The organism is Mycobacterium intermedium (genome assembly GCF_002086275.1).
Lineage (GTDB): Bacteria > Actinomycetota > Actinomycetes > Mycobacteriales > Mycobacteriaceae > Mycobacterium > Mycobacterium intermedium.
Genome location: NZ_MVHT01000009.1, coordinates 1 through 18,770, shown reverse-complemented (window position 1 = coordinate 18,770; position 18,770 = coordinate 1). Strand labels below are relative to the sequence as shown.

The 18,770-nt window shown below is 67.7% G+C and carries 19 protein-coding genes; 14 read left to right on the top strand and 5 right to left on the bottom strand.

Annotated elements, in window-relative coordinates:
- Positions 1 to 7 precede the first annotated feature (7 nt).
- The gene (locus tag BST27_RS05220; RefSeq protein ID WP_069417557.1) at positions 8 to 868 is read right to left on the bottom strand and encodes an LLM class F420-dependent oxidoreductase; all 861 of its coding nucleotides are present in this window, start codon (positions 866 to 868) and stop codon (positions 8 to 10) included.
- Between the two features lie 245 nt (positions 869 to 1,113).
- Between BST27_RS05220 and infA the strand changes: the two genes are divergently transcribed.
- The 8 genes from infA (at position 1,114) to truA (ending at position 6,109) form a co-directional block, all read left to right on the top strand.
- Positions 1,114 to 1,335 (top strand): translation initiation factor IF-1, encoded by a 222-nt coding sequence (gene infA, locus BST27_RS05215; RefSeq protein ID WP_003418601.1) that lies wholly within the window; start codon positions 1,114 to 1,116, stop codon positions 1,333 to 1,335.
- Between the two features lie 36 nt (positions 1,336 to 1,371).
- The gene (rpmJ, locus tag BST27_RS05210; protein WP_003886927.1) at positions 1,372 to 1,485 is read left to right on the top strand and encodes a 50S ribosomal protein L36; all 114 of its coding nucleotides are present in this window, start codon (positions 1,372 to 1,374) and stop codon (positions 1,483 to 1,485) included.
- A 459-nt stretch (positions 1,486 to 1,944) separates the two neighbouring features.
- Positions 1,945 to 2,319, top strand: a complete 375-nt coding sequence (gene rpsM, locus BST27_RS05200) for a 30S ribosomal protein S13 (protein ID WP_069417556.1) — start codon at positions 1,945 to 1,947, stop codon at positions 2,317 to 2,319.
- A 3-nt stretch (positions 2,320 to 2,322) separates the two neighbouring features.
- Positions 2,323 to 2,739: a 30S ribosomal protein S11 gene (rpsK, locus tag BST27_RS05195; protein WP_036352831.1), complete on the top strand. Its 417-nt coding sequence runs from the start codon at positions 2,323 to 2,325 to the stop codon at positions 2,737 to 2,739.
- A 22-nt stretch (positions 2,740 to 2,761) separates the two neighbouring features.
- Entirely contained in the window at positions 2,762 to 3,367 is a 606-nt protein-coding gene (rpsD, locus tag BST27_RS05190; RefSeq protein ID WP_069417555.1) for a 30S ribosomal protein S4, read from the top strand.
- Between the two features lie 84 nt (positions 3,368 to 3,451).
- Positions 3,452 to 4,495, top strand: coding sequence for a DNA-directed RNA polymerase subunit alpha (locus tag BST27_RS05185; protein WP_069417554.1), 1,044 nt, complete (start codon positions 3,452 to 3,454; stop codon positions 4,493 to 4,495).
- 113 nt (positions 4,496 to 4,608) lie between these two features.
- Positions 4,609 to 5,268, top strand: a complete 660-nt coding sequence (rplQ, locus tag BST27_RS05180; RefSeq protein WP_069417553.1) for a 50S ribosomal protein L17 — start codon at positions 4,609 to 4,611, stop codon at positions 5,266 to 5,268.
- Complete coding sequence (gene truA, locus BST27_RS05175) at positions 5,207 to 6,109, top strand: tRNA pseudouridine(38-40) synthase TruA (protein ID WP_079220108.1); 903 nt, start codon at positions 5,207 to 5,209, stop codon at positions 6,107 to 6,109. The genes rplQ and truA overlap by 62 nt, the downstream gene beginning before the upstream one ends.
- On the opposite strand, the gene BST27_RS05170 is transcribed toward truA, so the two are convergent.
- Entirely contained in the window at positions 6,106 to 6,744 is a 639-nt protein-coding gene (locus tag BST27_RS05170; RefSeq protein WP_069417551.1) for a cutinase family protein, read from the bottom strand. The genes truA and BST27_RS05170 overlap by 4 nt on opposite strands.
- A gap of 32 nt (positions 6,745 to 6,776) precedes the next feature.
- A complete protein-coding gene (locus BST27_RS05165) occupies positions 6,777 to 7,502 on the bottom strand; it encodes a cutinase family protein (RefSeq protein WP_079220109.1) in 726 nt (241 codons plus the stop codon).
- 171 nt (positions 7,503 to 7,673) lie between these two features.
- Between BST27_RS05165 and eccB the strand changes: the two genes are divergently transcribed.
- Entirely contained in the window at positions 7,674 to 9,047 is a 1,374-nt protein-coding gene (gene eccB / locus BST27_RS05160) for a type VII secretion protein EccB (RefSeq protein ID WP_069417549.1), read from the top strand.
- 102 nt (positions 9,048 to 9,149) lie between these two features.
- On the opposite strand, the gene mycP is transcribed toward eccB, so the two are convergent.
- Positions 9,150 to 10,475: a type VII secretion-associated serine protease mycosin gene (gene mycP, locus BST27_RS05155; RefSeq protein ID WP_139805029.1), complete on the bottom strand. Its 1,326-nt coding sequence runs from the start codon at positions 10,473 to 10,475 to the stop codon at positions 9,150 to 9,152.
- A gap of 31 nt (positions 10,476 to 10,506) precedes the next feature.
- Positions 10,507 to 11,667 carry a type VII secretion integral membrane protein EccD gene (gene eccD / locus BST27_RS05150; RefSeq protein WP_069417548.1) on the bottom strand — a complete coding sequence of 387 codons (1,161 nt, stop codon included), beginning with the start codon at positions 11,665 to 11,667 and terminating at the stop codon, positions 10,507 to 10,509.
- 92 nt (positions 11,668 to 11,759) lie between these two features.
- Between eccD and eccCb the strand changes: the two genes are divergently transcribed.
- The 5 genes from eccCb to BST27_RS05125 form a co-directional block, all read left to right on the top strand.
- Positions 11,760 to 15,242, top strand: coding sequence for a type VII secretion protein EccCb (eccCb, locus tag BST27_RS05145; RefSeq protein ID WP_069417547.1), 3,483 nt, complete (start codon positions 11,760 to 11,762; stop codon positions 15,240 to 15,242).
- Positions 15,239 to 16,468 carry a type VII secretion-associated protein gene (locus BST27_RS05140; RefSeq protein WP_069417648.1) on the top strand — a complete coding sequence of 410 codons (1,230 nt, stop codon included), beginning with the start codon at positions 15,239 to 15,241 and terminating at the stop codon, positions 16,466 to 16,468. Before eccCb ends, BST27_RS05140 begins: the two co-directional genes overlap by 4 nt.
- A 49-nt stretch (positions 16,469 to 16,517) precedes the next feature.
- Positions 16,518 to 16,826 (top strand): WXG100 family type VII secretion target, encoded by a 309-nt coding sequence (locus BST27_RS05135; RefSeq protein WP_069417546.1) that lies wholly within the window; start codon positions 16,518 to 16,520, stop codon positions 16,824 to 16,826.
- Between the two features lie 16 nt (positions 16,827 to 16,842).
- Entirely contained in the window at positions 16,843 to 17,139 is a 297-nt protein-coding gene (locus BST27_RS05130; protein WP_069417545.1) for a WXG100 family type VII secretion target, read from the top strand.
- A gap of 226 nt (positions 17,140 to 17,365) precedes the next feature.
- Positions 17,366 to 18,770, top strand: a 1,405-nt coding sequence (locus tag BST27_RS05125) for a PE family protein (RefSeq protein WP_139805022.1), incomplete at its 3' end; no start/stop codon positions are given.

The window sequence follows — 18,770 nt, the reverse complement described above, 5'->3', positions numbered from 1 at the left end:
GCCGCTCCTATCGGTTGAGCCCGAGTGCGTCGGCCAGTTCGGCCAGCGCTGGAACCAGGTCTTCGCTACGGGCCAGGACCTGAACGGGCACGTGGTCGGCGCCGGCCTCGAGGTGCTCCCGGAGCCGGGCCGCGATGGCATCGGTCGTCCCGTAGGCGACAAGGGCATCGACCAAGCGGTCGCTGCCCGGCGCGGCGATGTCGTCACCGGTGAAGCCCAGCCGTTTGAAGTTGTTCAGGTAGTTCGCGAGGTCGAGGTAGATCTGCAGGGCTTTTCGACCTACCGTGCGGGCCTTCTCGGCATCGGTGGTGAGCACGACTTTGTGTTCGGGCGCCAAGAAGGCTTCCGGGCCGATCAGTTGCCGCGCCTGCGCGGTGTGCTCCGGTGTGGTCAGGTAGGGGTGCGCGCCGGCGGCGCGCTCTGCGGAAAGCTTCAGCACCCGCGGTCCGAGGGCGGCGACCACGCGACGATTGGCGGGCACACCGTATTCGTCGAGTTGGTCCAGGTACTCGGTCAGCGCGTCATAGGGCTTGCGGTATTGCGAGATCGCCTCCGGATGACCGACGCCGATCCCGAGCAGGAATCGGCCCGGGTACGCCTTGTCGATGCGGTGGAAGGACTCGGCGACCGGCTTGGCGGCGGCCGTCCAAATGTTGACGATGCCGGTCGCGACCTGCAGCGTCGTCGTCGCCTGAAGAATGGGTTCCACCCAGTCCAGCTCGGCCGGCGGTGAACCGCCCACCCAGACGGCCCCGTACCCCAGGGCTTCGATGTCCTTGGCTTGCTCGGGTGTGACCTTGCGTCCGAACGATCCGAAGCGACTTCCTAAACTGACGGGGTCGGGTTTGCGCACAGCTGAATCGGTCATGGTTGGACCAACTTGGCGGACTCCGGTCGTATTCCTGCCGTATTCCCTCGGCGTTTTGCGGCAGTGCCTCCGGGCGGGTATCGTGGACCAACGGTGCGGCGTCCGTGCCGGCTCTTGGCGTGCCCTGTCTGAAATCTGCGGATTCGTTCGCGGAATTTCCACCACCGGCCCACGTTTTAGTAGTCCGGAGGCATGCTGCGCCGATACAGCGTGCACTGACAACAAGTGAGGATCGCCAGAAAGTAATGGCAAAGAAGGACGGTGCCATCGAGGTCGAGGGTCGCGTGGTCGAACCCCTGCCCAATGCGATGTTCCGCATTGAGCTGGAGAACGGTCACAAGGTGCTCGCCCACATCAGTGGCAAGATGCGGCAGCACTACATCCGCATCCTGCCCGAGGACCGGGTGGTAGTGGAGTTGTCTCCCTACGACCTGTCCCGCGGCCGCATTGTGTACCGCTACAAGTAAGCCAACATCCGAGAACGAGAACAGGACCGAACTGCCGTGAAGGTGAACCCCAGCGTCAAGCCGATCTGTGACAAGTGCAGGGTGATCCGTCGGCATGGACGGGTCATGGTGATCTGCCAGGATCCCCGCCACAAGCAGCGACAAGGTTGATCACGGCGGCGATCGCAAGCACGGCACAGCCGGGCGCAGCGGGTCGCCGCCAACAGCAGGGCGGCGATCGCAAGCGCGGCACAGCCGGGCGCAGCGGGTCGCCGCCAACAGCAGGGCGGCGATCGCAAGCGCGGCACAGCCGGGCGCAGCGGGTCGCCGCCAACAGCAGGGCGGCGATCGCAAGCGCGGCACAGCCGGGCGCAGCGGGTCGCCGCCAACAGCAGGGCGGCGATCGCAAGCGCGGCACAGCCGGGCGCAGCGGGTCGCCGCCAACAGCAACGGCCCGCCGGCCCGCGAAACACAACAGAATGCAGACCTCCCAGCACCACTGAGCGGCTGGCATCTAGAGAGATGGGCTAGCTCAGCTGCGCCCGGACGGAGGCCGGGCCCCGCAGATCCGTACGGACTGCGGGAACGGACTGGGAAAAGACCTCCGCTGAGAAAGAGGAAACGCCACCTATGGCTCGACTAGTGGGCGTCGATCTCCCGCGCGACAAGCGCATGGAGATCGCGCTGACGTACATCTACGGCATCGGTCGTACCCGTTCGAACGAGATCCTTGCCGCCACCGGCATCGACAAGAACCTGCGTACCAAGGACCTCACCGACGACCAGCTGACGCATCTGCGTGACTACATCGAAGCGAACCTGAAGGTCGAGGGTGACCTGCGCCGTGAGGTGCAGGCCGACATTCGCCGCAAGATCGAAATCGGCTGCTACCAGGGCCTGCGGCACCGCCGCGGCCTGCCGGTGCGCGGCCAGCGGACCAAGACCAATGCGCGGACCCGTAAAGGCCCCAAGCGCACCATCGCAGGCAAGAAGAAGGCCAGGTAACCGATGCCACCGAAGAAAGCCAGTGCCGGGGGGCCCAAGAAGGGCCAGAAGACCCGCCGCCGGGAAAAGAAGAACGTCCCGCACGGCGCCGCGCACATCAAGAGCACGTTCAACAACACGATCGTGACCATCACCGACCCGCAGGGCAACGTCATTGCCTGGGCGTCGTCGGGTCACGTCGGCTTCAAGGGCTCGCGCAAGTCGACGCCGTTCGCCGCGCAGCTGGCCGCGGAGAACGCCGCGCGCAAGGCCCAGGAGCACGGCGTGCGCAAGGTCGATGTGTTCGTGAAGGGCCCGGGCTCGGGCCGCGAGACCGCGATCCGTTCGCTGCAGGCCGCCGGCCTGGAGGTCGGCGCGATTTCTGACGTCACCCCGCAGCCGCACAACGGCGTCCGCCCGCCCAAGCGACGCAGGGTCTAGAGGGTCGAGGAGGAGAACTTTCATGGCTCGTTACACCGGACCCGTTACCCGCAAGTCACGCCGGCTGGGCACCGACCTCGTCGGTGGCGACCAGTCCTACGAAAAGCGGCCTTACCCGCCCGGCCAGCACGGCCGCGCCCGGGTCAAGGAGAGCGAATACCGTCAGCAGCTGCAGGAGAAGCAGAAGGCGCGCTTCACCTACGGCGTGATGGAGAAGCAGTTCCGCCGCTACTACGAAGAGGCCGTTCGCCACTCCGGCAAGACCGGTGAAGAACTGCTGCGCATCCTGGAGAGCCGGCTCGACAACGTCGTGTACCGCGCCGGGCTGGCCCGGACCCGTCGGATGGCCCGTCAGCTGGTCACGCACGGTCACTTCCTGGTCAACGGCGTGCGCGTCGACGTCCCCAGCTACCGGGTGTCGCAGTACGACATCATCGACGTACGGGACAAGTCGCTGAACACCGTGCCGTTCCAGATCGCGCGGGAGACGGCGGGTGACCGCCCGGTCCCGAGTTGGCTTCAGGTCGTCGGCGAGCGTCAGCGGATCCTGATCCACCAGCTGCCCGAGCGCTCGCAGATCGACGTCCCGCTCGCCGAGCAGCTGATCGTCGAGTACTACTCGAAGTAACGCAGACCTCCGGCGCTGCGACCGCAGCGGCGGACACCTAACGGCATCAAATAGCGGGTGCCGAGAAGGAGAAGAAGAAACACCATGCTGATTTCTCAGCGACCCACCCTGTCGGAGGAAGTCCTCACCGACAACCGGTCCCAGTTCGTCATCGAGCCGCTGGAGCCGGGATTTGGTTACACCCTTGGCAATTCGCTGCGTCGCACGCTGCTGTCGTCGATTCCCGGCGCCGCCGTCACCAGCATCCGCATCGATGGTGTGCTGCACGAGTTCACCACCGTGCCCGGAGTCAAGGAAGACGTCACCGACATCATCTTGAACCTCAAGAGTCTGGTCGTGTCCTCCGAGGAGGACGAGCCGGTCACCATGTACCTGCGCAAGCAGGGGCCGGGTGAGGTCACCGCGGGCGACATCGTGCCGCCGGCCGGTGTCACCGTGCACAACCCGTCCATGCACATCGCCACCCTGAACGACAAGGGCAAGCTGGAGGTCGAGCTCGTCGTCGAGCGCGGCCGCGGCTACGTCCCGGCCGTCCAGAACCGCGCGTCCGGCGCCGAAATCGGCCGTATCCCAGTCGATTCCATCTACTCGCCGGTGCTCAAGGTCACCTACAAGGTGGACGCCACCCGTGTCGAGCAGCGCACCGACTTCGACAAGCTGATCCTGGACGTGGAGACCAAGAGCTCCATCACTCCTCGCGACGCTCTGGCCTCGGCCGGCAAGACGCTGGTCGAATTGTTCGGCCTGGCACGCGAACTCAACGTCGAGGCCGAGGGCATCGAGATCGGGCCGTCGCCGGCGGAGGCCGACCACATCGCGTCGTTCGCGCTGCCGATCGACGACCTGGATCTGACCGTGCGGTCGTACAACTGCCTCAAGCGTGAGGGTGTGCACACCGTCGGCGAGTTGGTGTCGCGCACCGAGTCCGACCTGCTCGACATCCGCAACTTCGGTCAGAAGTCCATCGACGAGGTGAAGGTCAAGCTGCACCAGCTGGGCCTGTCACTCAAAGACAGCCCGCCGACCTTCGACCCGTCGGAGGTCGCTGGCTACGACGTCGCCACCGGCACCTGGTCCACCGAGGGCGCCTACGACGACCAGGACTACGCCGAAACCGAACAGCTGTAACGTTCGGTGACGATGCGGCCGTGCAGCGGCCGCTGAGGAACCGGACACATGCACCACCGTCCGTCCCGGCCCTACCTGATACGGGGGTCGGCCCCCATTGAGGAGAAGTTGCAATGCCCAAGCCCACCAAGGGCCCTCGCCTCGGCGGGTCGTCTGCACACCAGAAGGCGATCTTGGCCAACCTGGCTACGTCGTTGTTCGAGCACGGTCGGATCAAGACCACCGAGCCGAAGGCCCGGGCATTGCGGCCGTACGCGGAGAAGCTGATCACCCATGCCAAGAAGGGCACGCTGCACAACCGGCGTGAGGTGCTCAAGAAGATCCGTGACAAGGACGTGGTGCACGCGCTGTTCGCCGAGATCGGTCCGTTCTTCGCCGACCGCAACGGCGGCTACACCCGCATCATCAAGGTCGAGCCACGCAAGGGCGACAACGCGCCGATGGCCGTGATCGAACTGGTGCGGGAGAAGACGGTCACCTCGGAAGCCGACCGGGCCCGTCGGGTGAAGTCTTCGAAGAAGGCCGCGCCCGTGGCCGCCGCGGCGGCACCGCAGGCCGCGGTCGAACCGGAGGCGACCGAAGGCCCCGCGGCCGACGAGGCCGCCGAAGAGGCGACCGAAACCAAGGCGGAGGCGACCGAGGCCGAGGAGACGGCCGCGGCTGCTCCGCAGGCCGCCGTCGAGGAGGCATCGGACGACGAGTCCAGCGAGTCTGGCGAGGCCGCCTCCGACGAAGACGCGTCCGAAAAGCCCGAAGAGGCCTCTGAGAATTAGCGAGGACGTCCGTCTGCGGCTCGATATCGCCTACGACGGAACCGACTTCGCGGGCTGGGCGATCCAGGCCGGCCAGCGCACGGTCGCAGGCGTACTCGACGAGGCGCTGACGACGATTTTCCGCACCCCGGTGCGGCTGCGCGCTGCCGGACGTACCGATGCCGGAGTGCACGCCACCGCGCAGGTGGCCCACGCCGACGTACCGTCGGAAGCACTGCCGCGCGCCTATTCGCGGTCGCCACGCCCCGGCGACGCGGAGTTCGTCCCGCTGATACGGCGGCTGGCCAGATTCCTGGCTGAGGACGTTCGGGTCATCAACATCACCCGTGCGCCAAAGGATTTCGACGCCAGGTTCTCCGCGTTGCGGCGGCATTACCGGTACCGGTTGTCGACGGCGCCCTACGGTGTGGAGCCGCAGTTGGCGCGTTATGTCACCCCGTGGTCTCGCGACCTGGATGTGGCTGCGATGGCGGCAGCCTCGCGAGAACTGTTGGGACTGCGCGACTTTGCGGCCTTCTGCCGGCACCGCGAGGGTGCCACCACGATCCGCGAACTGCAGCGGCTGGACTGGTCGCGAGACGGTCACCTGATATCGGCCCACGTCACCGCTGACGCCTTCTGTTGGTCGATGGTGCGGTCACTGGTCGGGGCGCTGCTCGCGGTTGGTGAACATCGGCGCCCGCCGGAGTGGTGTGCCGAGTTACTCACTGCGACAAGCCGATCCAGTGATTTCGCGGCCGCGCCGGCGCGCGGGTTGACGCTGATCGGGGTGGACTATCCGCCGGACGACCAGCTTGCGTCGCGCGCACTGATCACGCGGGATCTGCGCACCCCGAGTTAGAGCCGGGCTGCGATGAAACTCGCGGCCTGATTGGTAAATCCGGGAACGTAACCCAAGTGCGCCTTCCACTGATTGCCGTCGGAGCAGATCGGGTCACCCTGGTTGCAGAGGTCGAGAATCTTGTCGCCGAAGCGCGGGCTCAGGGCGGTCAGCAGACTGCCGGCGCGAGCAGACGGATTGCCGAAGAGGGTGACCGCAGCGACGTGGTCGGCCGCTTCGGCGGGTAGCGGCTCGTCGAAGCCCAGACCGGCGATCGGTGCGGTTGTGACGATGTCGATCACCGCAGCGCCCTGTGAATATCCACCGAGCACCAGCCTGGTGCGGGGGCACGCGGTGGTCATGTGCTTGATGTGCGCGCTGGCGTCGTTCGCGCCCTCCCGCGCGGCGAGAAAGTTCTTGCTGGCCGGATAGTTGACGGCGTACGCCGCAACGTTTTTGCGGGTCCTCTGCTTCAGTGAGCTGACCAGCGCGCTCCCGACGCGTCCCACTCCCGGAGGTTCGCCGGTGCCGCGGGCGAAGACCACCTCGACGTCCGGACAGCCCGCGCCGTGGGCTTTAGGAGCATTCGATGCGGGGGTCAGGGCAACCGCCAAACTGGCCGTCGTGATGACGACGGCTGCCCCGACCCGCCTCATGCCACGGCATATTACGGGCTATTGCGCGTATGTCAGTGGACCGCCGCGACCACTCCCGCCCCTGGCAGGGCGGTGCTGGGCACGGGTGGAACCGGGGCGGGCTCCTGCGGGGCCGGAACCTGCGGTACATACCCGGGCGGCATGTGCGGGACCCCGACGAGCGCCGACAGCTTGGACGCGACGAAACTCGCGGCCTGGGTGGTGTAGACGGGGACATAGCCCTCGGTGTGTCCGCTCCACTCGTTCCCGGCGCCGGCGTGGCAAATCGGGTCGACGGGGTTGCAATAGTCGATCGCCTTCGAGCCCAAGAGGGCGCTCTTGGTCGGCAGCGACCCACCGGCGCGGTCGGCGATGTCGCCGAAGGTCACGACCGCGGCGATGTTGTTCTGGTATTCGGGCGGCAGCGAGTTGCCCCAGTTGATGCCGCCGATCGGCACGCCGGCGACGATGTCCATCACCGAGGCGCCCTGTGAGTAGCCGCCCAGCACGATCTTGGTGTCAGGGCAGGACGACGCCGTGGACTTGACGTGATTGATCACGTCGTTGGCGCCGTCGCCGCCGTGCAACTGCAGCTTGCTGGCGGCGTAGTTCACGCCGTACGTGTCGATGGTCATGCCGCTGGCCTGCTGACGCAGCGCGTCGACGAACGCATCGCCGACGCGTCCCAGGCCCGGTGGCTCGTTGGTTCCTCGTGCGAAAACGACCTCGGCGTCCGGACAGTTGTCCGCGGAGGCAAGGGGTGTCTGGCCGGTTCCCATGGGCACAACTAGCAGCCCGACTGCCGTGCCCAGGGCAGCAAAAAGCCGCGATAATGCCTGATTCACCCCGAAATTCTACCCACCGCGCTCACGGCCCAAACCTGTGTGAAAGCTGCGTGCTTGTGGATAAACGGGCTATAAAGTGCTGCTCAGGGCCTAGCGTAACGGGCGGTGAGGACGTCCCGATTGCACGTCAGCGGCCACCGGTTCCTGCTACGGCGCCTGGAATGCGCGTTGCTGTTCCACCACGTCGATGTGCTCCATGAATCGCTGCGCGCCCGGACGAGGGCGCTGGCGCTCGGCTGCGTGTTGACGGTCGTCGCCGCCGCCGGATATGCGTTTGTTGCTTTGCTACGGCCCGATGCCGGGCTGGGCGGTGCGCAGATCGCGTTGGGGCAGGAATCTGGGGCGCTCTTCGTCCGGGTGCGGGATGTCTGGCACCCGGTGCTCAACCTCGCCTCGGCGCGGTTGATCGCGGGCACCGACGCGAATCCGAAACCGGTGCACGATGCGGCCTTTCGACACACCAAACGTGGTCCGCTGCTGGGCATTCCGGGGGCGCCGCAGCTGCTGGCGTCGCCATTGTCCGATTCCGAGTCGATGTGGACGATATGCGACTCGGCTGGGAAGACGACGGTCCTCGTCGGCCCGGTGGGGGAGCGCGACGGCCGGGTGGCAGACGATCAGGCCCTGCTGGTCACGGCTAGGGTGGGTTTGCCGGCTCAACTGCTGTACCACGGCCGTCGGGCTGCGGTCGATCTCGCCGATGGTGCGGTGCAGCGGGCGCTGCGGCTGGACCGGCGGGCTCCCCACGTCGTTTCCCCGGCGTTGCTGAACGCCATCCCCGAGGCGCCGCCGATCAGCGCGCCTCGAATTGTTGGCGCCGGTGGGCGCTCGGCCGCGGTGCCCGCGTTTCGGGTGGGCACTGTGCTGCGTATCACGCGCGCCGAAGGCGACGAGTACTTCGTCGTGCTGGCGGGTGGGGTGCAGCGCGTCGGCCAGGTCGCCGCGGACTTGTTGCGCTTCGGCGACTCGCAGTCCGCCGCGAACGTGGTCGCCGTGGCGCCCGACGTGATCCGCGCCGCGCCCGTCGTGGACACCCTGCCGGTCGCAGATTTCCCGGAACGGGTGCCGCAACTGGTCGACGGCGCATCCGTGTGCGTGAGCTGGGCTTCTGGGCACGCTGGATTGCTGCTGGACCGTGGTGTGCCGGTGCCCGACGGGCAGCAGCCGGTGACGTTGGCGCAGGCCGATGGTCCCGGTCCAGCGCTGGACGAGGTCTACCTGCCGCCGGGCCGCAGCGCATTCGCATCCGCACGCGGTCTCTCCGGTGAAGGTCGTCGGTCCGCGACGCGTTATCTGGTGACCGACACCGGAGTCCGCTACGCCATCGGCGATGACGAGGCGGCGCACGACCTCGGTCTGACCGCTCCGGCGGTCCCGGCGCCGTGGCCGGTGCTGGCCATGCTGCCCGCGGGGCCGGAGCTTTCCAGGGCGAAGGCATCCGTCGCCCGCGACACGATTGCCTTAGCCCCGCCGCGTTGAGACTGCAGTTTTGGCGGCGTCTTCTCGCACTTCTTCGCCCTACACGCAGAGTGATGCGACGCCCAGCACAACCAGACCCACGGTGCAACTGGCGCTCGGCATTCAGTCGCCCGCGACGCGCTTTCGCCTGGGACGTATTAACCCGACGGCGACCAGCGCAACCACGCAGCTCGCTGCGCCGAGCAATGCGACGTTACGGCCGCGTCGTTCCGGCTTCTCGCGGGTCTGTGGATCTGGGGGTGGGAGCGGTACCGCCTTGGCCGCGACCGGTTGCGGCATCGGGCCGGTGCTGATGGCGGCCAGCGGATCGACGACGCCGTCGCCGACCAAGGCGTCCCATCCGGCGGGCGGATGATGCGCCGTCGACTCGATACGCTGCATGACTTGCCGGGCGGTCAGCTCGGGGAACCGGGCCCGAAGCAATGCGACCAGTCCGCTCACCAGTGGAGCGGCATAGCTGGTACCGGCCAACGGTCTCGACCCATGTTCTCCCGCAACGGCATTGACGATTCCGCCACCGGTCGGGCTGAGGGACGTGACGCCCTCTCCGGTGGCCGCGACATCCACCCACGGTCCCGCGAGGGTGAACGCTGACGGGGCTCCGTCGGCGTTCACCGAACCGACGGTCAGGACGTAGTCGTCGTACCAGGCCGGGCTGACCGCGACGGTGACGGTTTGGCGGGTGGCGTCCGGGCGCTGCGCCGGGCAGTGTGCGTCGTCGGCCGCGTTGCCGGCGGCGGCAACTACGACGGCGTTCTTGCTGTCGACGGCGTAGGCCAGCGCGGCGCCCAGGGCGCGGTCGTTGAGCTCGTTGGTGGCCGGGACGCAGGCAACCGTGGAAATGTTGATCACCGACGCGCCGAGGTCGGCGGCGGTGCGGACCGCCTTGGCCATCGTGTCGACGTCACCCACGCCGCCGGCTGACCGGTCGCTGGTACGGGCGTATTTCCCGCTGGACTGGCGGATGCTGATGATCGTTGCGTCGGGTGCCACCCCGCTGAACTGGTCCGCCTTCGGATCGGGTGCAGCAGCAATGATTCCGGCCACCAGGGTGCCGTGCGCATCGCAATCCTGGGTGCCGTCACCGGTGGACACGTAGTCACCTCCGGCGATGAGATTTTGGAGTCGGCGGTGGCTGGCGACGCCGGTGTCGATGACGGCGACCCGCTGACCGCCGCCCCGGGTGAATTGCCACAGCCGCGGCAGGTCGAAATCCGCGAACTGAACGGGTGCGCCGGCGCCGGCGAGGGTGGCGTCTGCGCGCACCACCGCGCATTCCTCGCGCTGCACGGTGGGCTGCGGTGGTGCGGGTAATGCCGGTCGGGGCAGCCACTTTCCGTCGACAGGTTGCGGTGCGACCGCGTGTGCCGCCGACGGTAACGCCCATTGGGGCAGTGCCAGCAATGCCGCGACGAGCAGCAACCGCACTGCTCGGGCAGCAGCGGTAGCGGGCCTCACGTCAGGCCCAGTCGCGAATAGCGGTGAAGGCCCCGCAGTTCCAAACGGTCAGTGGCACCAAACTGACCAGCGCCAGGCACTCGAGCAACTCGACGACCCGTCGTGCGACAGGCGACAGCGACATGGCTTTGGTGGGAGCAACGAAGCCCAGGCACATGGTCGCAACCGCCAATGACGCCGCCACCGCAGCCACCCATTGGCCCGGGGCCAGACCCTTGACCTCGACCGCGACGAATGTTGTTGTGATCACCATCATTCCGCCGATGGTGGCAATCACGCCGATCGAGCGGGTGCGCAACAGCAGTAAGGAACCGGCTATCGCGCCAAATCCGACCGCGGCCCATTGCGGACTCGTCAGGACGGTGATGATGGCGCCAGCGGTCGCAGACGCGGAGAACGCGGCGTGTAGGGCGGTTAGCCAGTCGCCGGCACGGATTGCCTTGCTTGCAACATGATCGCTGGTATCGAGGTCACCTACGAGTGACAGGCGGGGTGACAAGCCGCTCAGCATGATGGAGATCCGCGGCGACAGCTCCAACAGGCCGAAGCACGCCAGAGTAGCCAGCGAACCGATGGCGGTCGGCGGCGACGTCGTCAGGACACCCGCCAGCGCGGCAACCGCGACCAACGCCGCGCAACACGCCACTGCCCGCAAAATAGCTTCGCCACAGCCTGTTACCCGCATCGCAAGAACCGAAACTGCCGTCGCCGCCGCCGCGGCGAGCAGGACGCGCGGCGCGCCCGCAGCCCCGGGGACGGCGAACAACCCCGCCAACGCCGCGAAGACCGTCGCAATGATTCCGAGGGTGATCCGCGTGGTCGGCCCACCCCGCTCGGGGTCATCGGCTTCAAGCGTCGCCGAAACAACTTCCGGCACATCATCACAGTGACGGACGGGTGGCGCAGGTGAGGATTGGGACAAAACCAGCACTGAGCCATCCCGAATGCCCTGCTGCGCCAACGTGGTCGTGCTCGGCAATGCGGGCGCACCCGGCAGTGACAAGTGGTAGCGCCTTGCGGTCTCGGCGGCGCGGATCCCCAGAATGCCGATAATCGAAGGGATCAACGCGGCGATTGGCAGTGCCGCCGGAAGTGTCAAATCTGCGGAGGCGGCGGCGGAGTGGATGGCAACCCGGCGCAACTCGCTGTCGAAAGCGGACACTGTTGTGACGCTAGCGATTTTGCGGGGCTCGGGTTAACGGCTATCCACAGGTGAATTGCGGCGGATTCGGACGCTGCATATGTTCCCGCAGCATGATCGAGGTTGCCGCGCCGCCGCCGGTTTCGCCCCTTGAGTCCACCGGCATAGCGGCGCGCCTGCTGCCACTGGTCATGTCCGTCGCAACGCTTTCAGTCATGACCACGGCGCTGCTTTCTGGTTCACCGGTCACCCGCAACCCAACGTTTATGGCCGTTCCGGTGATGATGCTGGGCTCGCTGGCAGTGGCGGCGATGACGGCACGCGGCCGGCACCGCGGCCTCGAGGATGACCGCATCGACTACCTGAGCTATTTGAGTGACTTGCGGCGCACCGTCGCCGAAACCGCCGCGAAGCAGCGATCATCGTTGGCCCGGACTCATCCCGGTCCCGACACGCTGTGGACGCTGATCGGCGGGCCGCGAATGTGGGAGCGGGGATCCGCCTCCGCTGACTACTGCCGGGTGCGGGTCGGCGTCGGTACCGTGCCGCTGGCAACGCGTCTCCTCGCACCGCAATTGCCGCCCGTGCATCGGTCAGATCCGGTGACGGTGACCGCGTTGCGGCAGTTTCTGCGGGCACACTCGACGATCGCCGATGCGCCGATCGCGATCCCGCTGCGAGAAGCGGAGACGGTGATCATCGACGGTTCGACATCCCGGGTACGAGGGCTAGTGCGCGCGATGGTTTGCCAGCTGGCCGTGTGGCACGCGCCGGACCGGTTGCTGATCGCGGCAGTGATCGATGATCGGCATCGCGTGCACTGGGAATGGCTTAAGTGGTTGCCGCACAACCAGCATCCGGGTACCAGCGACGCGGCGGGAGCCGCGCGGATGGTGTACCCGACTGTCGCCGAGGCCGAAAGCGCATTGGCCGGCGTCACGACGCCGCTGGTGGTGATCGTGGACGACGACGAGCGGACCGAAAGTGTGCGGGGTGCGACCACCATCGTGGTTGGCGCGGGCGGCGCCCGTGCGCCGGTGCGGGTTCGGCGGCTCGGTCAGGACGAAACGCTGGTCCGGCCAGACGACATGGACGTCGTTGACGCCCTGGTGTGTGCACGACTGCTGGCCGCACACCGTCCCGACGATGCCCGCGGATTCTGGTGCGACCGCACCGGTGGCGATCGCCTTCGCGTTCCGATCGGCACGTCCGCCGACGGCAAGCCCGTCGAGTTGGACATCAAAGAACCCGCAGCACAAGGAATGGGACCTCACGGTCTCTGCATCGGGGCAACGGGCTCGGGCAAGTCGGAATTGCTGCGCACGATCGCACTCGGCATGATGGTGCGCAATTCGCCGGAAGTCGTCAACCTGCTGCTGATCGACTTCAAAGGGGGCGCAACCTTTCTCGACTTTGGACGGGCGGCGCATGTGGCGGCAGTCATCACCAACCTCGCGCAGGAAGCGCCGTTGGTGGCCCGGATGTGGGATGCGCTGGCCGGCGAGATGCACCGGCGACAGCAGCTGCTTCGGAGCGCGGGCAATTTCGTCAGCGTCGCCGACTACGAACGCACCCGCCGATCGGGTGCCGAATTAAGACCACTGCCAACGTTGTTCATCATCGTCGACGAGTTCTCCGAACTGCTCAGCCAGCATCCCGACTTCGCGGACGTGTTCGTCGCAATCGGCCGGCTGGGCCGGTCCTTGGGCATGCACCTGCTGCTGGCCAGCCAGCGGCTCGACGAGGGCCGGCTGCGTGGACTGGAAGCCCACCTGTCTTATCGCCTTTGCCTGAAGACGCTGTCGGCCAGTGAATCACGCGCGGTGTTAGGCACTCCCGATGCATATCACCTGCCGAACAACCCGGGCGCCGGAATCCTGCGTGCGGCGACCGGCGAAATGGTGCGCTTCCAGGCGACATGTGTTTCGGGTCAGGTGCAGCGGAGTGCCCCCCGGGCTCCTGCCCCAGCCGCGGTGCGGTTGTTCAGCACGCATGGCACCGGGATTGACGCGCAAACCACCGGACCGACTGTCCTGCAGAAAGTTTTGGACCGGCTATGCCGACAGGGGCCGCCCGCGCACCCCATTTGGTTGCCGCCGCTCGACGACGCACCGGCGCTGGCCGATCTACTCCGTGACGGTGGCTTTGCCGCATTGTCCGTACCGGTTGGGATCGTCGACCGGCCGTTCGAGCAGACCCGCACACCGTTGCTGGTCGACTTGTCCGGATCCGCAGGCCATTTGGCGGTCGTGGGGGCGCCCCGAGCGGGTAAGTCAACGGCGCTGCGCACATTGATCATGGCGCTGGCCGCGACGCACGATCCGGGCCAGGTGCAGTTCTACTGCCTGGACTTCGGCGGCGGCTCCCTGGCCTCGCTCGGTGTCTTGCCGCATGTGGGTGCGGTCGCGGGTAGGGCGGCGCCCGAGCTTGCCCGGCGCATGGTCGGCCAGCTGGAATCGATCCTGCAGGCCCGGGAAGTCGGCTCCTCCGAGGCCCCCGGCCGCAGCGAGGTGTTCCTCGTCGTCGACGGCTGGTCCGCTTTAGGTGGTGAGTTTGCCGCACTTCAGGAATCGATCACTGCACTGGCAGCGCAGGGTCTTGCGTATGGCGTGCACGTAGTGCTGTCAGCGTCGCGCTGGGCCGAACTGCGCCCGGCACTGAGAGATCAGATCGGCACCCGCATCGAGTTGCGCCTCGGCGACCCTGCCGATTCCGAGCTGGACCGCAAGCAGGCGCGGCAGGTGCCCGGTGGCAAACCGGGCCGCGGTATCTGCCAAGAGGGCCTCCACATCATGATTGCCCGGCCCGAGTTGAAGGGGATTGGATTCCGTTGTGGTGGTGGTGAAGTGGCGCCGCCGATCGCCCTGCTGCCCGCACAAGTGGCTTACGACGACATCGTCCGAGGTGCGAATGAGGCGGGCCGTGGCCGCGACATCCTGCTCGGTCTCGAGGAACGCCGACTGCGGCCTGTTTCGGTCGATCTGGGGCATCACCTGCTGGTGCTGGGCGATAGCGGGTGCGGCAAGACGGCCGCTTTGCGGACCCTGTGCCGCGAGATTGTCCGGGCCGGGAATGCCCAGTTGTTCCTCGTCGACTTCCGACGCGGCTTGCTCGGTGTCGTCGAACCGGACCACCTTGGCGGCTACGCCATGTCGCCGCAAGCCCTCGGCGCGGTGATGCCGGGTGTGCTGAAGTTGCTCCAGGCGCGGGTGCTGCCCCCCAATGCGAGCCAAGCGCAGCTACGGGAAAGGTCTTGGTGGTCCGGGCCGGAGATCTATGTGGTCGTCGACGACTACGACATGATCACCGTAGCCAACCCATTGCATGACCTGCTCGAATACCTGCCGCACGCAACAGATCTCGGACTGCACGTGATCGTCGCGCGACGCAGCGGAGGCGCGGCGCGGGCGCTGTTCGAGCCGTTGCTTGCGGCCTTGCGTGACGGCGGGTGCCTGGGTCTGATGATGAGCGCTCGCCCGGACGAAGGCACGTTACTGGGCGCCGGCCGCCCGCGTCCGCTGCCACCGGGACGCGGCGTTCTCGTCGCACGTAACGGTACCGAGCGGCTCGTCCAGGTCGCTTGGTGCCCGCCGTGAGCATCCATCGGGCGGTCATCGAAGCGGGTCCCGGCGCGCTTCGCCAATTGTGTTGCAACACATGCGCGGTCGTTGACGCCGAGATCGTCGACGCCGCTCTGGGCGTCATCGACGACCCAGTGGCGCTGGTGGCGGAGCAACCGATGGCCGTCGTCTCGCTTTGGTCCGACGCACTGTCAGCCCTGTGCCGCGACCACCACGAGGGCGCGATCATCGTGCACCCATCGTGGTGGTCCCCGACCCGGGTGGACACCGTCACGCGGGCCGCACGAACGCTGACGGGCGAAGTGAGTGCGCGGCCGCGGTCATGGCTTCTGGCCCGCGCTCAGCCGGGCGTGGGGCCTGAAGCGTTGGCGATGGTCGAACTCACCGACGGGTTCGCCGTCGTATCGGGGTACTCGAAGACCGCCGCGGTGCGTCGACGCGGGGACGCCCGGGTCGTGGCCGAGGAGGTCGCCCGCGTCGTCGCCAAAATGACAGGCGCGACGGCGGTGGTGGTCGATGCCGCGCATGGTGTCGCCGACGCGCGGGAGCTCGCGACGCTGATCGCCGCCGCGATACGCGAAACTGCCGGCCGCACGGCGATGGAAGTCGGCGACGCCCGGTTGCGGCGGCTGGCCAGGGAGATTCCGCCAACCCCCCGCGCCTCGCATGTCGAAACCCCCAGATCCCGCGCCCGGGTGAAGGCGCGGCTGGCGGGCGCCGGCGTGGCGCTGGTCGTCGCGGGGCTGGCGGTATTGTCGGGGCTGGCCCAGACCCCGGAGCGTCACCAAACTGCGCCTTCCGCAGTGCAACTGCCGGCCACCTATCTGGTCGAGGGACGGGTGGCGCTGACCGTCCCCTCCGACTGGCCGACACAGCGTGTCGCGGGCGGGCCCGGCTCGGACCGGATTCTGGTGACGTCACCGTTGGATCCCGAGACGGCTCTGCACATCACCCAGTCGCCGGTACCTGGCGAGACGCTGGCGGACGCCGGCGCCCGATTGCAGCGGGCGATCGAAACGGAACCGGCCGGCGTGTTCGTCGACTTCAACCCTTCGGGCTCGAGCGCCGGACGGCCCGCGGTGACATACCGCGAAGTGCGCCCGGACCACGACGTGTGGTGGACGGTGCTGCTCGATGGGGAGTTGCGGATCGGCGTCGGCTGTCAAAGCAGGCGCGGCAGCCAGGATGCCGTGCGCGAGGTGTGCGAGCAGGCGGTCCGCTCGGCTCACGCGGTCGAATGAAGCGCAAATTGAATGGAACCAAACCAGGCCCGCGGTGGTCGTAATAGGCATGAGCACACTGAGCACCGACTTCGAGCTGATGCGCTCGGTAGCCGCAACCACCGACACCCGCAACGAAGAAATCAGGGCCATGCTGCAGGCGTTCATCGGGCGGATGAACGCCGTGCCGCCGGCGGTCTGGGGTGGCCAGGCCGCGGCGCGGTTCCGGGACGTTGTGGAGCGGTGGCATACCGAATCGACGCGGCTGTACCACGTCTTGCAGGGCATCGCCGCAACCATCCGGACCAACGAAGCCACGCTGCGCGAGGCCGCGCAGAACCATGCCCAGCGCATCGCCACCGTAGGCGTGGATCTCTGAGCGGGGGAGCACGACCATGGAACCGGTCTTGTCGTACAACTTCGACGCCATCGAGTATTCGGTCCGCCAGGAGATCCACACCACATCCGCCCGGCTCAACGCCGCGCTGGAGGACCTGAGGTCCCAGATCGCGCCGCTGCAGCAGTTGTGGACGCGCGAAGCGGCTGCCGCCTACCAGGCCGAACAGCTGAAGTGGCACCAAGCGGCCAGCGCACTCAACGAGATCCTTCTTGAACTGGGCAATGCGGTCCGCGACGGCGCCGACGAGATGGCGAGCGCCGATCGCCGGGCGGCCGTCGTCTGGGGCCGGTAGCCGCAGCTCACAGGCCCTGTGCCGCCCCGACGGATGGAGAGCCGTCGGGGCGGCACAGTTGCGTAATTTGTTTATTTTTTGACCGCAGCCGAAAACGCGCGCTTCCAGCTGATGGGCTGCGACAAAACCCTTCCGAACTACTCCGCTGAAAGTGTGTCCAAGGTCACATGCGGCGCGTAGCATCCCGAATCATATGGGGTTCGTTTGGGCCTCTTTGGAGGCTCACATGTCGTCTTTCCTCTTCACAACTCCCGACGCCCTGGCCGCCGCATCCTCGGAGTTAACTGCGATCGGAACCGCGATCCGTGCAGCCAACGCGGCGGCGGCGGGTTCGACAACCCAGGTGTTGGCCGCGGCCGGGGACGAGGTGTCGGCGACGATCTCGGCTTTGTTCGCCAGCTACGCCACGGAGTATCAGGCGATCACCGCGCAGACGGTTCTCTTTCATGAGCGGTTTGTCCAGGCGTTGACGTCGGGCGCGGCCAGTTATGCGGCCGCCGAGGCCGCCAGTGTGGGTCCTCTGCAGCCCTTGCTTGACCTGATCAACGCCCCGACCAACGCATTATTCGGGCGTCCGCTGATCGGCGATGGCGCCAATGGTGCGCCGGGGACGGGGCAGGCCGGTGGGCCCGGCGGGTTCTTGATCGGCAACGGCGGCAACGGTGGATCGGGCACCACCGGAGCCGGTGCGGGCGGTACCGGCGGGGCCGGCGGAGCCGCCGGTCTGTTCGGTAACGGCGGGATCGGCGGGACCGGGGGGGCCGGTGCTGCCGGCTTCGACGGCGGTACCGGTGGCGCCGGCGGTGCCGGGGGATTCGCCGGTGGTTTCGGAGGCGCCGGCGGGACGGGTGGGGCAGGTGGGGCCGGCACCTCCACGTTGGCTGCCGGCACCGGAGGGACCGGCGGCGTCGGCGGCGCCAACATGGCGCCCATGTTCTGGAGCGCCGGTGCCGGGGGCGCCGGCGGGATCGGCGGGACCGGTGCCCCCGGCGCCAGCGGCGACCTCATCACGCATGGCACTAACGGCTTAGGGGGCGGCACCGGCGGGGTTGGCGGGGCCGGCGGCAGCAGCTACGGATTGTTCAGCAACGCCGGCGCCGGCGGGACCGGCGGCATGGGCGGGACCGGCGGGACCGGCGGGAACGGCGGTATTGGGTTCGGCGGCGGCGGCTTCGACGGTGGTGACGGCGGCGTCGGTGGGAACGCCGGCGCAGGCGGTGCCGGTGGATCCGGCGGGTTACTCGGAACCAGCGGTCACGCGGGTGCCGTCGGCGTTGGCGGTACTGGTGGTCTTGGTGGCACCGGTGGCACGGGTGACATCGGCCCGTCGCCCAGTGGTACCGGCTATCAGGGCGGCAACGGCGGCAAAGGTGGCGTGGGCGGCCACGGCAGCACCGGCGGCCTCGGTGGCGACGGCGGTCAGGGTGGCACCGGTGGTAGAGGCGCGGACGGCGTCACCGGCGGCACCGGCGGCACCGGCGGCCTTGGCGGGTCGTCCGGGGCCGGCGGCACCGGCGTCGACGGGGGCCTCGCCGGCAACTACGGCACCGGTGGCCAAGGCGGAACCGGCGGCGCCGGCGGCGATAACAGCACCGCTTTCACTCTCAACGGCAATAAGCCCGGGCTGGGCG